At 60.1% G+C, this 13,513-nt stretch carries 18 protein-coding genes; 10 read left to right on the forward strand and 8 right to left on the reverse strand.

Annotation, left to right across the window (positions count from 1 at the left end; translation table 11 throughout):
- Positions 1–9: 9 nt before the first annotated feature.
- Positions 10–255: a zinc-finger domain-containing protein gene (locus ACN0SO_RS20240; RefSeq protein ID WP_417680540.1), complete on the reverse strand. Its 246-nt coding sequence runs from the start codon at positions 253–255 to the stop codon at positions 10–12.
- Positions 256–486: 231 nt separating this feature from the next.
- Between ACN0SO_RS20240 and ACN0SO_RS20245 the strand changes: the two genes are divergently transcribed.
- Both ACN0SO_RS20245 and ACN0SO_RS20250 read left to right on the forward strand, forming a co-directional pair.
- Entirely contained in the window at positions 487–1,242 is a 756-nt protein-coding gene (locus tag ACN0SO_RS20245; protein WP_417680541.1) for an alpha/beta fold hydrolase, read from the forward strand.
- A complete protein-coding gene (locus tag ACN0SO_RS20250) occupies positions 1,239–2,123 on the forward strand; it encodes an alpha/beta fold hydrolase (RefSeq protein WP_417680542.1) in 885 nt (294 codons plus the stop codon). Before ACN0SO_RS20245 ends, ACN0SO_RS20250 begins: the two co-directional genes overlap by 4 nt.
- 270 nt (positions 2,124–2,393) lie before the next feature.
- Here the strand turns inward: ACN0SO_RS20250 and ACN0SO_RS20255 are convergent, their stop codons facing one another.
- Positions 2,394–3,212 carry an enoyl-CoA hydratase gene (locus tag ACN0SO_RS20255; protein ID WP_417680543.1) on the reverse strand — a complete coding sequence of 273 codons (819 nt, stop codon included), beginning with the start codon at positions 3,210–3,212 and terminating at the stop codon, positions 2,394–2,396.
- Positions 3,213–3,352: 140 nt separating this feature from the next.
- On the opposite strand from ACN0SO_RS20255, the gene cysE reads away from it, so the two are divergent.
- Positions 3,353–4,213, forward strand: a complete 861-nt coding sequence (cysE, locus tag ACN0SO_RS20260; protein ID WP_417680544.1) for a serine O-acetyltransferase — start codon at positions 3,353–3,355, stop codon at positions 4,211–4,213.
- Between the two features lie 78 nt (positions 4,214–4,291).
- A complete protein-coding gene (locus tag ACN0SO_RS20265) occupies positions 4,292–4,507 on the forward strand; it encodes a DUF3126 family protein (RefSeq protein ID WP_190292886.1) in 216 nt (71 codons plus the stop codon).
- A gap of 20 nt (positions 4,508–4,527) precedes the next feature.
- On the opposite strand, the gene ACN0SO_RS20270 is transcribed toward ACN0SO_RS20265, so the two are convergent.
- Positions 4,528–5,250, reverse strand: coding sequence for a hypothetical protein (locus ACN0SO_RS20270; protein ID WP_417680545.1), 723 nt, complete (start codon positions 5,248–5,250; stop codon positions 4,528–4,530).
- A 235-nt stretch (positions 5,251–5,485) separates the two neighbouring features.
- Here ACN0SO_RS20270 and ACN0SO_RS20275 point away from each other — a divergent pair, with 235 nt between their 5' ends.
- Both ACN0SO_RS20275 and ACN0SO_RS20280 read left to right on the forward strand, forming a co-directional pair.
- Positions 5,486–5,812: a DUF6949 family protein gene (locus ACN0SO_RS20275; protein ID WP_417680546.1), complete on the forward strand. Its 327-nt coding sequence runs from the start codon at positions 5,486–5,488 to the stop codon at positions 5,810–5,812.
- A 30-nt stretch (positions 5,813–5,842) separates the two neighbouring features.
- Positions 5,843–6,370: a gamma carbonic anhydrase family protein gene (locus ACN0SO_RS20280; protein WP_417680547.1), complete on the forward strand. Its 528-nt coding sequence runs from the start codon at positions 5,843–5,845 to the stop codon at positions 6,368–6,370.
- Between the two features lie 204 nt (positions 6,371–6,574).
- Here ACN0SO_RS20280 and ACN0SO_RS20285 read toward each other — a convergent pair whose 3' ends face one another.
- The 3 genes from ACN0SO_RS20285 to ACN0SO_RS20295 form a co-directional block, all read right to left on the reverse strand.
- The gene (locus tag ACN0SO_RS20285) at positions 6,575–7,096 is read right to left on the reverse strand and encodes a transglutaminase-like cysteine peptidase (RefSeq protein WP_417680548.1); all 522 of its coding nucleotides are present in this window, start codon (positions 7,094–7,096) and stop codon (positions 6,575–6,577) included.
- A gap of 583 nt (positions 7,097–7,679) precedes the next feature.
- Positions 7,680–8,309, reverse strand: coding sequence for a PilZ domain-containing protein (locus ACN0SO_RS20290; RefSeq protein WP_417680549.1), 630 nt, complete (start codon positions 8,307–8,309; stop codon positions 7,680–7,682).
- A gap of 126 nt (positions 8,310–8,435) precedes the next feature.
- A complete protein-coding gene (locus ACN0SO_RS20295) occupies positions 8,436–9,080 on the reverse strand; it encodes a PAS domain-containing protein (RefSeq protein ID WP_417680550.1) in 645 nt (214 codons plus the stop codon).
- Positions 9,081–9,557: 477 nt separating this feature from the next.
- Here ACN0SO_RS20295 and ACN0SO_RS20300 point away from each other — a divergent pair, with 477 nt between their 5' ends.
- Together ACN0SO_RS20300 and ACN0SO_RS20305 are read left to right on the forward strand one after the other, a co-directional pair.
- Positions 9,558–10,325: a rhomboid family intramembrane serine protease gene (locus ACN0SO_RS20300; RefSeq protein WP_417680551.1), complete on the forward strand. Its 768-nt coding sequence runs from the start codon at positions 9,558–9,560 to the stop codon at positions 10,323–10,325.
- 384 nt (positions 10,326–10,709) lie between these two features.
- Entirely contained in the window at positions 10,710–11,141 is a 432-nt protein-coding gene (locus tag ACN0SO_RS20305) for a CBS domain-containing protein (protein ID WP_417680552.1), read from the forward strand.
- A 91-nt stretch (positions 11,142–11,232) separates the two neighbouring features.
- On the opposite strand, the gene hisI is transcribed toward ACN0SO_RS20305, so the two are convergent.
- Positions 11,233–11,685: a phosphoribosyl-AMP cyclohydrolase gene (gene hisI / locus ACN0SO_RS20310; RefSeq protein WP_417680553.1), complete on the reverse strand. Its 453-nt coding sequence runs from the start codon at positions 11,683–11,685 to the stop codon at positions 11,233–11,235.
- A gap of 36 nt (positions 11,686–11,721) precedes the next feature.
- Positions 11,722–12,357, reverse strand: coding sequence for a GTP cyclohydrolase I FolE (gene folE, locus ACN0SO_RS20315; RefSeq protein ID WP_417680610.1), 636 nt, complete (start codon positions 12,355–12,357; stop codon positions 11,722–11,724).
- A gap of 302 nt (positions 12,358–12,659) precedes the next feature.
- On the opposite strand from folE, the gene ACN0SO_RS20320 reads away from it, so the two are divergent.
- Positions 12,660–13,118 (forward strand): iron-sulfur cluster assembly scaffold protein, encoded by a 459-nt coding sequence (locus ACN0SO_RS20320; protein WP_417680554.1) that lies wholly within the window; start codon positions 12,660–12,662, stop codon positions 13,116–13,118.
- Between the two features lie 74 nt (positions 13,119–13,192).
- Positions 13,193–13,513, forward strand: a complete 321-nt coding sequence (yidD, locus tag ACN0SO_RS20325) for a membrane protein insertion efficiency factor YidD (protein WP_417680555.1) — start codon at positions 13,193–13,195, stop codon at positions 13,511–13,513.

Genomic DNA, 13,513 nt, shown 5'->3' on the forward strand with positions numbered 1-13,513 from the left:
GGTTTCCGGTCAGGCTGCTTCCGGGGTCCAGATGCAGTCGTTCGGTGAGGATTCGGTTGGTTTCAGTGTCGCGTCGTACTTGTAGAGCGTGGAGCAATACGGGCAGACGACTTCATCGCTGTCACCCATGTCGAGGAAGACATGCGGATGGTCGAAAGGGGGATTTGCACCGATGCACATGAACTCATGTGCGCCGATCGCAATCGAATCGTGACCGCTGGTGTTCTGGAAGTGCGGGACGACATGATCCGCCATGGGGGCAATCCATTCCGTTCGTGAGTGGCAATTCGCTGCGGACCATACTGGTTTGTTCGGCAAAAGGGTAGGGGGCTGCGAGGGGAAAAATCGGTTGTCCTGTCTTCGGATTGGGGCGCGTCGAAACGGCCTTCGAGAAGGGGAGATGTGAAGAAGGCTTTACCGGACCGCCCCATTGGTCATAAGCTAACAGGCAACAAGGTTCCCTTTACGTAAGAGTAAATTCAGACGATGCCGCACTTTCACCTGGACGGACTCGATATCGCCTATCTGGACGAAGGCGCCGGCGATCCGATCCTGCTCATTCACGGGTTCGCTTCCAACAAGACGATCAACTGGGTCTATCCGGGGTGGGTCGATCTTCTGGCGAAATCGGGCCGGCGTGTGATCGCCGTCGACAACCGTGGTCATGGCGAAAGCAGCAAATTCTACGATCCGGCCGCCTACGGGGCGCCGATCATGGCGGAGGATGCCCGCAAGCTGCTCGATTATCTCGGCATCGAGCGTACGGACGTCATGGGCTATTCCATGGGTGCGCGCATTTCCGCTTTCCTGACGCTCAACCATCCGGACCGGGTCAACCGGGTGATTTTCGGCGGCCTCGGCTATGGCATGATATCCGGCGTCGGCGATCCGGAACCGATTGCGACGGCCCTGGAGGCGGAACGGCTGCAGGACGTGACCGACCGCACGGGCCGCGCGTTTCGCGCCTTCGCCGACCAGACCGGGTCCGACCGGCTGGCACTGGCCGCCTGCATTCGCTCCTCGCGGCAGAAAATTTCCGAGGCGGATGTTGCGGGTATCAAGAGGCCTGCCTTGATCGCGGTCGGAACCAAGGACGATATTGCCGGTTCGCCAAAACGGCTGGCAGACCTGATGCAGGATGCGCGGATCCTCGAAATTCCGAACCGGGATCACATGGTTGCGGTCGGTGACAAGGTCTACAAGCAGGGCGTTCTGGATTTTCTGGACGGGAGTGAGGCATGACGGGCGAGCGCGTTGAATTCATCGGAAATGAAGACAACAGGCTGGTGGCGGACCGGTATGGACAGAGAGGCCAGCCGGTCATCCTGCTTCATGGCGGCGGTCAGACCCGGCATTCCTGGGATGCGGCAGCTGAAAGCATCGCCCGCCAGGGCCACGTGGTTTACTGCCTTGACCAGCGCGGCCACGGTGAAAGCGACTGGGTGCCGTCCGGGAACTACGAGTTCCACGATTACGCCATGGATCTGATTGCTGCGGCGGATCGGGTGGCGGCGCTCCACGGTGCGCGGCCGGTCCTTGTTGGAGCCTCTCTTGGCGGACTGGCCGGAATGATGGCGGAGGGCGAACGCCAGCCCGGCGCTTTGGCGGCACTTGTCCTGGTGGACGTCACCCCGCGCATGGATCTGGGCGGGGTCAGCCGGATCCTGGGCTTCATGGCCGAGCGGGTCGAGGAAGGCTTTGCGACGGTGGAGGAAGCCGCCGATGCCATCGAGCTTTATCTGCCCAACCGCAAGCGGCCGAAGGACCTCTCGGGCCTGCAGAAGAACCTGCGTCTGCACGACGACGGCCGCTATCGCTGGCACTGGGATCCGAAGTTCATTGCTTCAAAGCATGGCAATGACAACGGGCACGCAATCGAAACCCAGCAGATCATGTTGAAGGCGGCGGCCAACCTGAAACTGCCGGTCCTTCTGGTGCGCGGACAGAATTCAGAGCTTGTCTCGCAAGAACATGTTCAGGAATTCATCGAGCTGGTTCCTCATGCGCATTTCACCGATATCAAGAATGCGGGACATATGGTTGCGGGCGACCGGAACGATATTTTCGCGGAAGCGGTGCAGTCGTTCCTGGACAAGCTTTTCAGGAATGCCGCTGCGTCCTGAAACCTTCCGGTTTCAACGCCTTAAGTCCTGTTTTTGAAATCGGGATTCCGATTTCCGGATATGGCTGGCCGATAGGACGTCGGGTTTTCATGCGCTTGTCGATATCCGTATTTTCGACGGTGTCTTCAGATTTTGCTTCAAGTCCTGGGTGCGGCCGCGTCTGGGGTCGTGGTTCGGGAAAGCAGAGTCTTTTCAACGCCTAAAGTGAAGACTTTGAGGCGTTGAATCCCCTGTTTCAAACGGTGATTCAAGAGCGATCTGAAAACGGGTCTACTGTCCCGAAAACCGCGGCACCCGTTTTTCCAGGAAGGCGTCGCGGCCCTCAACCATGTCTGCGCTCTCGAAACAGTCCAGGGCGGCTGCTTCGGACCGGGCGAGAGCGTCGCTGTCGCGTCCGGCGGCGAAGGCGTTGATGGCGCGTTTGGCGGCGCGGATCGTTAGCGGCGCATTGTCGGCAAGGGTTCGGGCGAGGTGTTCGATGCGGGCCTGCAGCGTCTCTTCGGCAACGGCCTCATCGACCAGGCCTATGCGGAAAGCCGTTGTGGTGTCGATCCGCTCCGCGGTGAAGAGCAGCCGCTTCGCCGCCGATGGACCGATAGGTTCGAGAACGTCGGCGATGGCCTCCAGCGGATAGGCGATGCCGAGGCGGGCGGCGGGAATGGCGAACAGGGCGCCTTCCGCCGCGATGCGCAGATCGCACGCAAGGGCGATCCCGAGGCCGCCGCCCAGGCAATGCCCCCGGATCATCGCCACGACGGGTTTGTCCGCGTGCTTGAGTGCCTTGAAGGCGGCGACGTTGATGGCGTCGTAAGCTCGTGCCTTTGTCCCGTCAGATCGGGTTTGTGCGAATTCGGATATGTCCGCGCCGGCACAGAAGCTGGTGTCGCCGGCACCGCGTACTACGATCACGCGGACCTGGTCATTCCGGACGAGGTCATCGATCGCAGCCGGCATGTCCTGCCACATGGCAAGGCTCATGGCGTTGCGTCTCGGCGCGTTGTCGATGACGAGCCAGCCCGTCGATCCGGTCACTTCGGTCCTTAGGGACCCGGAGGATTTCGGGGCGGTTTCAGCGGTCGGCATGGTCATTTGGGGAACTTTCACGAAAGGGCGGTATCAGGATCAAAGAAACCAGTCTGAAGGTGCTCCGGCAAGTTTGACTTTGGAATTAGCCGCAATGACCCTATTTTAGGGCAACCACGTATCACGGCTTGAAAAGGAGACAAGCCATGTCGAACCCGTCCCCTCGGCAGAATGCGGCCAATCTGGCGCTTCACGATCCCGTCTGGCGGCAACTGCGGGAAGAAGCTCAGGCCATGGTCGTCAGCGAGCCGGCCTTGTCTTCATTCGTGTATGAGACCGTCCTGAACCACGAAACGCTGGAGGAAGCGGTCGTCCACCGCCTCGGTGACCGTCTTGGGCGCGATATCGTGTCCGCGTCCCTGATCCGGCAGACCTATCTGGAAGCGCTGGCCTCTGAGCCGGAGCTTGCGGAAATCTTCCGGGTCGACATCGTCTCCGTCTACGACCGCGATCCTGCCTGCCACCGGCTGCTGGAGCCGGTGCTTTATTTCAAGGGCTTTCATGCGCTCCAGACCCACCGGCTGGCCAACTGGCTGTGGCGGCAGGGCCGTGAGGATTTCGCGCTCTACCTGCAAAGCCGGTCTTCCGAAGTCTTCCAGGTGGATATCCACCCGGCGGTTCCCGTCGGCCGCGGCATCTTCATCGACCACGGCACCGGCGTTGTCGTCGGCGGGACGGCCTCCATCGGCGACGATGTCTCGATCCTGCAGGGCGTTACCCTCGGCGGGACGGGCAAGGAGGGCGGTGACCGTCATCCGAAGATCCGCAACGGCGTCCTGATCGGGGCCGGGGCCAAGGTTCTCGGCAACCTGGAGATCGGCCATTGCTCGCGCATCGCCGCCGGATCCGTGGTGCTGAGCCCGGTTCCGCCCAACACGACGGTCGCAGGCGTACCGGCAAGGATCGTCGGCAAGGCCGGCTGTGCGGAGCCCTCGCGTTCGATGGACCAGCTCATCCAGGAAGAGAACGCAGGCAAGCCTGCCGTCAAGGAAGACGGGGAAAGCTGACGAAGACGGTTGGCTTGAGGCAAAACTTCTGTAGGGTCCGCGTCGGAACCCACCCATTGATTGCGCAGGAGATGCGACGTGAAACCCGATGAAATCCGAAAGCTCGAAGCCTATCTGAAACAGAAATTCGAGCTGGATCGCATTCAGGTCAAAGCCCGGCCGCGCAAGGACGACTCCGCGGAAGTCTACATCGGGGACGAATTCGTCGGCGTTATCTTCCGTGATGACGAGGATGAGGACCTGAGCTGGAATTTCCAGATGGCGATCCTGGAGATCGATCTGGACGAGGTCTGAGGACTTTCCGGTCCGGAACCTTACTTTTTCCTGATTTCGAGCGCGTGGACCAGCTCAATGGCCCGCCGCTCAAGCCTTCCCCAATTGGCCAGATGCGCCTCTTCGAAGCGGTAGGTCAGCAACAGCTCTCCGGACAGCACCCGCTGGGCTGTGCAGACGGCGATCGTATCGCTGAGCGACTGGCGGCAACGGGCGATGAACCCTGTCTCGCTGCCCGGTTCATAGACAATCTGATCGCGGGCGCCGATCGGGCTTGAAAGCGTCAGGACCCTGAGGCCGGCCGGCCCGGCCCCCTCTTTTCCCCTGGCCAGGCGCCGGTAGACCGGATCGAGCCGGTCGCGCATGGTTTCGCCGCGGGCGTTCCTGCTGATATCCAGAAGCACCACGTTGGAACCTTCGCCGAAGGCCGCGAACTGGTCCGCCTTGTTCTTGTCAAAGCCGGACATGGAGGGCCACATGACGCCCAGATGCAGGGTCGACAGGTGATCTCCCGTCTGTCTCAGGCCGAGCCTCTGGGCCGGGGCCCTGATCATGTTCACGGGGACTTCGAACGCCTGGTCGCCGACGAAAACGGTCCGGCTTCCCGGCTCGTCGGCCCATTCCATGTCCCCGTTCCAGTATCCCGTCCAGCGGGCGGCCAGATACGACACGTAGACCATGGCCAGCGCCGCCATGGCGGCGGTCAAATAGGTGAAAAACCTCGGGCTGACACCGCTCGAAGCGGGGAGCACAAGCACGGTCAACGACCGGCTCCCGGCGTTCCATATTGGCCGGACAACGTGCCTGATCCGTCTCGATGGGAGACGTTTGTCCCGAAACGGGATGGGATATCGCTCATCATTTTTAGCATGGGCCAGGATTTCTGTCCGGATTCGCAGGCGGGCTGGCCGGGACTCAAAACGGCACGGCGCTTGCACTTGACCCTTAACAAATTCTAAAGCAGCTTCAGCTTGTAAAAGTTAACAAAGGGTTAATGTTGTGTTGTTCCAGCTTATCGTCGCGCTGTACATCGGTTGTGCGGGGTTTGTCGCAGCAGGCGTAATTGGCAGCTTTTACCAGTTGGTCACCGATCAGCCGCCGCGTTTCAATTTTGCCGTGGATAGCGTGATCGGCACGATCGCTTCCGTTGGTGTGTGTGTGCTCGCAGGTCCCTTCATCATCATGCGCAATGCCATTCGGGGCCGCCGAATCGAAGGCAGGCCGATCGGATGGCTGGTTGCCTCGTCGACGATTGCGGGCATGTGGAGCATCTGTTCCGGCCTTCTGGTCATGCAGTGCGCGTTGAGTATTGCCGGGAAGCTGTAATCAAGACGATGTAGGAGGGGAGAGAGGCGCATGCCAATTTACAGCCTCGACGGCGTTCAGCCGGAATTTCCCGAGGACGGCCGCTACTGGGTCGCCCCGGATGCCGACGTGATCGGCCGTGTCCGGCTCGATCGGGACGCAAGCGTCTGGTTCGGTGCGGTGTTGCGCGGCGACAATGAACTGATCCATATCGGGGAACGTTCGAATGTGCAGGACGGCAGCGTGTTTCATACCGACATGGGGTATCCGCTGACCATCGGACCTGATTGCACAATCGGCCACAAGGCAATCCTGCACGGCTGCACCATCAAACGGAACACCCTGGTGGGCATGGGCGCCACGATCCTGAACGGGGCGGTGATCGGCGAGAATTGCATAATCGGTGCGAATGCGCTGATCGCCGAAGGCAAGGTTATTCCGGATAATTCCCTGGTCGTCGGCATGCCGGGGAAGGTGATGCGCCAGCTGGATGCGGCGGCGGCCAAAGGGAACACCAGGTCCGCCGAAGGCTATGTGCGCAACTGGCAGCGCTTCAAGGCGGGGCTTTCGCCGGTCTGATCGGCTGAACCCTGGAATTTCGCTCTGACGCGACCGAAAAAAGGACGGGAGCCGGCTTGCGGGGGCTAGCCGACTCCCTGGATCCGGTCGTGGTAGGGATGGGGAGGGTGGGGACGCGACCGGATCTTCCCGTTGCCCCGAAGGGCAATCCTCCAATTTCTGTTGCCTGACGTCGGGTCGGCCCGTCGGACCGAAGCGCCAGGGCTAATCGTTCACGCTGCTCACTGCCGTGACCCGCGTGTCCGCGATACCTGTCCATTTCGCCGGAGCGCGTGTGGACTGGCGCTTGATGTATCTGTACGGCGTCGAGTACCAGGGCAGGACCGCTTCGATCTGATTGTCGAGGATCATGTCCCCCTGATCGGTGCGCACGGTCAGGACCGCATGGCCGGCATTCTTCACGTCCTTGGCGACCGTGATCAAAAGAGCGCTTCTCGGCCAGCCCGCGGCGATGAGTTCGCGCTGCTTTTCGAGGACATATTCCTCACAATCGCCCGAACCGTTCACCGGATAGGTCCAGTATTCCGGCTTCCCGAAATTTTCTTCGTCGGTGACCGGCCTTATCTGGCTGTTGACCTTGTGATTCAGCGCGATCAGCTCGTTCCACCTTTCTTCCGTCAGCTTGACAACCACCGGCGCGTTGGTGCCGCCCTGGCATTCCCTGCGGTTCTCCCTACAGAACTGCACATGCCCGATCGGCGCCTTGACGATGGTGTCCATGGCCATGAAACGGCTCGGCGAAGCTTCTGCCGACCAGGACCCGACTGCCCCTATAAGAAGTATTGCAGGTAAGTAAGTGTATTTCTGATGTAGTTTCATCGTAACGCCCTCCCCAAGGCTGGCGAAACAATGACATGATCGATTTTATTTCTTGAAAATTTAAAATATCAATCAAGAATAAATCTTGAGATAGATTTGATCATTACTTGAATAAATCTGTATTCAACTTTTAAATAAATTTGCATCTAAGTTGAATAAAATTGTCTGTATCGTCTGCAAGTCTATGAAAAATAGCCAGAGTTTCCAGAAATGACGGGGACGGGGCCTTGCGTCGGAACATCAAAGGATGTCGCGGGCGTCGGTATTCGACCGTTCCGTCCCGACGATACGGGGCACTTTTTCCGATGGTTTTTGGGAGAGAAAATTAGCTGCCAGGCGTGCGCAGGGTTATCAAATTCCGAAGGAAACGCCTTTCCGGTTTCCCTTAAGGCAGATTTGCGCGTGCGGAAACGCAGGAAGCCGAAGCGCTTCTACGTAACGTTCGGCCGCTGAGCCGCTCATGATACGAGTAAAAGTGAAGCCGACCCGGTCAGTCGTCGCTGGAAATATGATGTTCCAGCAGTTCCCGGTTCTGGATGGCCGCGAATTCCACGGCGATGCCACCTTCGATGCGACGAACGACACGGGCGCGCATCTTGCCGAGCGCGATGCTGTCGCCGGGTTCCGGCTGTACGTCGGTGGCAAGGGCGGCACCGGACAGGGACACGTCGATGATCCGGCACATATGTTCCGAACCGTCCGGAAGGACGATCTTGGTGATCGGATTTTTCGGGACGAAGCGATCGTGCCGCCGGTCTTCGGGCAGATTGAGTTCGTCGCGGTTGGCAAGCCAGGTCAGGACGTTGGCGATCTTGTCGCGCTTGCGCGGCGTGTTGCGCAGTTCGACGGCGAAGCCACCGTCGAACAGGCGGGCGATCCGGCCTTCCACGCGGCTCAGGTGATCGAGATAGGCAACGACCCGTTCGCCGACACGGCCGGAAACGGGTGTGATCATGGCCATGCCGCCCGGCGACATGTCGATGACCTGGCAAGGATATTCGCGCCGGTCTTCCAGCATGAAGCGGCCGAGAATATTTACGGATACGCGCTGATGCCGACGCCGGTCCGTCGCATGAAGCGTTTTGCTTCCATCGGTTGCTGTAGCCAATCCGGCGCCCATGCGTCTAATACCCGTTTGCCCCTACGTCTGACACGTATTCCGGGAACGGGCCTCGTAGCACACGTCCCAAGGACTCGCAGTTTACGGACGTGGGGTTAACGATATGTAAGGCGCCGACACTTCGACCTACGATTTTCCACCCGAATAAACCGTCAGGTGCCCGACCTGCCGTTCTGCGCCTTGCGGAAGGCCGGAAGGCGGCAGGCTCATGCCTTCCGCGGTAAAGCGCGGCAGGATCGGATTGACGCCTTCGCCGGGCTTAAGGAAATACGGGCGCTCGTCAGGCCAGACAAGACGCAGGCTGGTGATCGACTGGCTCAAAATGGGATGCAGGCCGAGCCAGTAGGGGCGTTCCATCGGGGTGGAGGAGCCCAGGATCCGAATGCGGCCCTCTCCGGGGACATTCAGCGGCAGAAGCAGCATTTCCATGTTCAGCTGTTGTTCGCGTTCTGTGTGGCCGGCCACGCCAATGACGGCCGCGGCCGCATCCTCGGTGATGGCGGCGATCAGGCTGGCGAGCGCCTCACGGTCCTTCTCGTTCCAGCCGCGCAGGAAATTCCGGCCTTTCAGTTCCCGGCAGTGGGCCGAGCAGAGGCGGGTTCCGGCGAGCCGGTAGCGCACGTCATGCGGAGAATTCACTTCCAGGATGAAGGTATCTCCCAGGAGCGAGCGAATCCGGCCGGGATCGATTTCGCTGCGGTTGGGGGCAGGACGCGCTTCGCGCAGATCATTCCAGTACTTGTAGAGTGTTTTGGATACGCCGTTCTTCATCTGATTATGCCCCTGTCCTAAAGAGCGGTGCCGAAATCGGGCGGGTTATGGCCGCTTGTCCAAAATCGGGACACCTTCGCTTCTATCTCCGTGTTTGGGTCCTGTTAAGCAGAGGGCGTGCCAAATGGCGGAAATCCGGAACGACGGGCAGGCGCTACGCTTAATTAAGGTTAACGATTGCTTATCGTTGCCAGGGAGGCGGGGCTGCGGCACCTTAATGTTGCGTTAGGCAATCGGGGCCGTCGGGGGCTGGCCCCTTCGAAGGCCTGACCGGTGGAGTTTCCATAAAGGTTGCTCCGGGGGAGCGTGGGGACGCGACCAGCCATCGTCATGTTGGCACAAACGCCTGTCACCGGACCCGGTGGCAGGCGTTTTCTTTTGGGACTCGGGCTGTCCCGCCGCACTGTCCGTGCCCGCATGCCTTGCCAGCGCCTTCATTTGCCGTACATGTTTGTCGCGATACCGAGAAGGATTCAGATGAACCATCACGTTTTCGAGCCCGGACAGGGCGAGCCTGAAGAGAAGGGGCCGGAACCGGTCTTCAACCTGCCCAAGGTGGTGGTTTGGCTTGCAGGGATCATGATCGTCGTATTCGTGCTGCAGGCCTATGTGTTTTCCACGGCGTTGAACAATGACATCATCATCTATTTCGCTTTCTGGCCCGTGCGCTACCAACCGGATGTGTTTGCAACCGGGCTCGCTCCCGGTGGGCTTGCTGCAGATATCTGGACTTTCGTCACCTATGCGTTTCTGCACGGCGGCGTCGCCCATATAGCCTTCAACATGCTGTGGATGATCGTTTTCGGAAGTGCGGTCGCGCGCCGGTTCGGGACCTTTCGGTTTCTGATTTTCTCTGCGCTTTGCGCCGCGGGCGGCGCAGCAATGCATCTGGCCACCCATTTCGACGGACAGGCGCCGATGATCGGTGCTTCGGCCGCGATTTCCGGCCACATGGCGGCAGCCGCGCGTTTTGTGTTCGAGCTGGGCGGCCCCGTGGGCGTGATCCGGCGAACGGACGATGCGGCCTTCCGGGTGCCTGCGGCCCCGTTGCTGCAATCCTTCTCCAACAGGTCCGTGGTGGCCTTCCTGGGCGTCTGGTTCGGAATGAACTTTGTGTTCGGCCAGATCAATATGCCCATGGCCGGTGGCGCGGGCTCGATTGCCTGGGAGGCGCACATCGGCGGTTTCCTGGCCGGACTCCTTCTGTTTCCCCTCATCGATCCCGTGCCGCGGCGGCGATATTAGAGCATCGGGCGAAAACTTTGCGGCATTTGACCGGCGCGCTTTTGCCTGCTGACAAGGCGGGTCGCGTGCCGTGGTGTTTCCCGCCACAAACGCGAGCTCCACAAGCGCAAACGGCGGCGGTCAGCGGGCGAAAGAGCCCGGCCCTTCGGGTGTCAGAAAACGGCCCATCGGTTGCGTTACGCCGCTTGCACGATGTACCGCATCGCGCTTTACGGCGCTCCTGACCGAATGAACTGCTTTCTGTCATCAAATGCTGCAAAGTTTTCGCCTGGTGCTCTAACAATCACCTCATGCGACACTTTGCCTCGTTCGATTAATTTGCCATGATACCGGACCGGACGCCGTGCGTCGGTGTTCCCTCGACAAAACGGGAGGAGTTGGCAAATGACCGTTGGTATTATCTTGCAAGGCAAAGGAAGCGACGTGATTACGGCGCGCGGGACGACACCGCTGCGCGATATTTGCTCCACCCTGGCGGAAAAGGGAATCGGTGCCATCCTTGTGACGGATGCGGCCGATCACATCGAAGGCATTATTTCCGAACGCGATATCGTCAAGACGCTGGCAGCCAAGGGGCCGGAGGCCCTCAATCTGCCGGCATCGAATGTCATGACCACCGCTGTCGTTACCTGCGGGGAAGACGATGCGATCATGGATGTCATGTCCAAAATGACCTCGGGCCGGTTCCGCCATGTCCCCGTCCTCCGGGACGGCAAGGTCGTGGGTCTGATCTCCATCGGGGACGCGGTCAAATACAGGATCGCTCAGGTGGAGATGGAAGCCGAACAGATGCGAACCTACATCACGATGACGTAACCGGCCACGCCAGGGCGAATTCGGAAAACGTCATGCTGCGCCAGACAGCACGGCCGTCGTTACGGCCGTGTTTTTTTTATGGGTCTGCGACTTACGCGCCGTAGACGTCCTTCGGGTCGTAGACGCGGTCCTTTTCCACGCGTTCCAGACGAAAACCGCCATCGGCGTCCTGGACGATCTTGCGGAAGAAGCAGGAATTGAAGCCGGTGTGACAGGTGGCGCCGTTGCCGGCGACTTCGACCTTGAGCCAGATGGCATCCTGGTCGCAGTCGGTGCGGATTTCCTTCACATGCTGGACCTGGCCGGAGGTTTCGCCCTTTTTCCAGTAGGCTTGGCGGGAGCGGCTCCAGTACCAGGCTTCGCCCGTTTCGATGGTCCGGCGCAGGGCTTCGGCGTTCATGTAACCGACCATGAGGACGTCGCCTGTGGCATGATCGGTCACGACGGCGGCAATCAGGCCGTCGCCGTCGAATTTCGGCTGGAGAACCGCGCCGGTTTCGATTGCGGTCTTGTCGCCGCGCTCTGCGAAGATGGAGGTCGTCACTGGTAAACCCCTTGGCCTTTCAAAGAAGGCGGGGCTTTACCGGCTCCCGCCGCGGACCAGGCTCATGAACTTGGCCTGCTCGGCCGGCTCGTCCTGGAAAATTCCGGTGAACTGGGTGGTGATGGTGGACACACCCTGTTTCTGCACCCCGCGCATGGTCATGCACTGATGCTCGGCCTCGAGCATGACGGCAATCCCGCGCGGCGCGAGCGTGTCGTCAATGGCGGAAGCGATTTGCGAGGTCAAGTGTTCCTGGGTCTGCAGCCGCTTGGCGAAGATGTCGACCACGCGCGCCAGCTTGGACAGGCCGACGACGCCATCCGCCGGATAATAGGCGATATGCGCCTGACCGATGAACGGCAGCATGTGGTGTTCGCAGAAGGAGTTAAAGGGGATACCGCGCACCATGACGATATCGTGGTAGCCACCGACATCCTCGAAAACCCGTTCCAGATGGGAGAACGGGTCTTCGAAATAGCCGGAATAAAGCTGTTCGAATGCCTTGACGACGCGCCTCGGCGTGTCCTGAAGGCCCTCGCGCTCCGGATCGTCGCCGGTCCATGCGATCAGTGTGCGCACAGCGGCTTCCGCTTCCTCGCGGCTCGGGCGCTTGAGCTGATCGGGAGCCTTGCGCTCGAATTTCTTGCCGACTTGCTTGAGGACTGCGTCCATTTCGATCCCCGCTAATTTGCCCTGGTTACCCGTCATACGCTTTTCCCGGCAAAGCAGATCACTCCGCCGTATCTTTTCTTTTCCGGTTGTCCGGCCGTGAAAAACGCCCAGGGCGAATCCACGGAGGATTTGATCTCAGCCGGCTTGTGCCGCGGTGCTCTGAAGCGGATGATACGCCTATCTGGCTTACAGGGCGATTAATTCATGCTCTTGCAGAAAACCGACAACGCCTGATCTATATAGGGAAAGACGTGTGGGCTGCAATGCAGACGGTCATCACCCGGTTTCACGAAGAGGCGAGTATGCTTGACGATATCTACAATGCCAGGATCCTGGAATTCGCGGGAAACATTCCGCGGATCGGGCGTCTGGAGCATCCTCAGGCGACGGCAAAGGCGCATTCCAAGTTGTGCGGTTCCACTGTGATCGTGGACCTTTGCCTGGAAGACGGCGTCGTGTCGGACTATGCCCATGACGTAAAAGCCTGCGCGCTGGGCCAGGCGTCCTCGTCGGTCGTTGCCCGGCATGTCATCGGGGCCACGCCGGAAGAGTTGCGCGAAGTTCGCAAGACAATGCGCGCCATGCTGAAGGAAGGCGGCGAGCCGCCCACGGGCCGCTTCGAGGACCTGAAGTTCCTGGAGCCGGTGCGCGAATATAAAGCGCGCCATGCCTCCACCATGCTGGTCTTCGACGCCATCGCCGATGCGCTGGACCAGATCGAGGCGGAGCATGCCGGGTCCGGTGCGAAAACTGTTGCGTGATCACGAAAGCTTGTAAAGAAAACCATCAATCGGTTGCAGGGCGGCAGACTGTTGATTGTTATAAGATCCCGGCGATGACCATTCTCAAAGACCTGCCGAAATTCGTCGGGATCGGGCTGATCCGACTGTACCGGTATACGCTGTCGTCCTTCATGGGGCGTGGATGCCGCTACGCGCCGACCTGTTCGGAATATACCGAAGAGGCGATCCGCACCTACGGCATGTGGGCCGGTGGCTGGATCGGGCTTGCCCGGATCCTGAGGTGCAACCCGTGGGGGGCGTCGGGTTACGATCCCATCCCCGACCATCTTCCGAAGGGGAGAAACTGGTTCCGGCCGTGGCGGTACGGCCGTTGGACGGGCGGGCATATCGAGCAGGGGCAGCGCCTGGATTAG

Source organism: Roseibium sp., assembly GCF_048260565.1.
Classification (GTDB): Bacteria; Pseudomonadota; Alphaproteobacteria; order Rhizobiales; family Stappiaceae; genus Roseibium.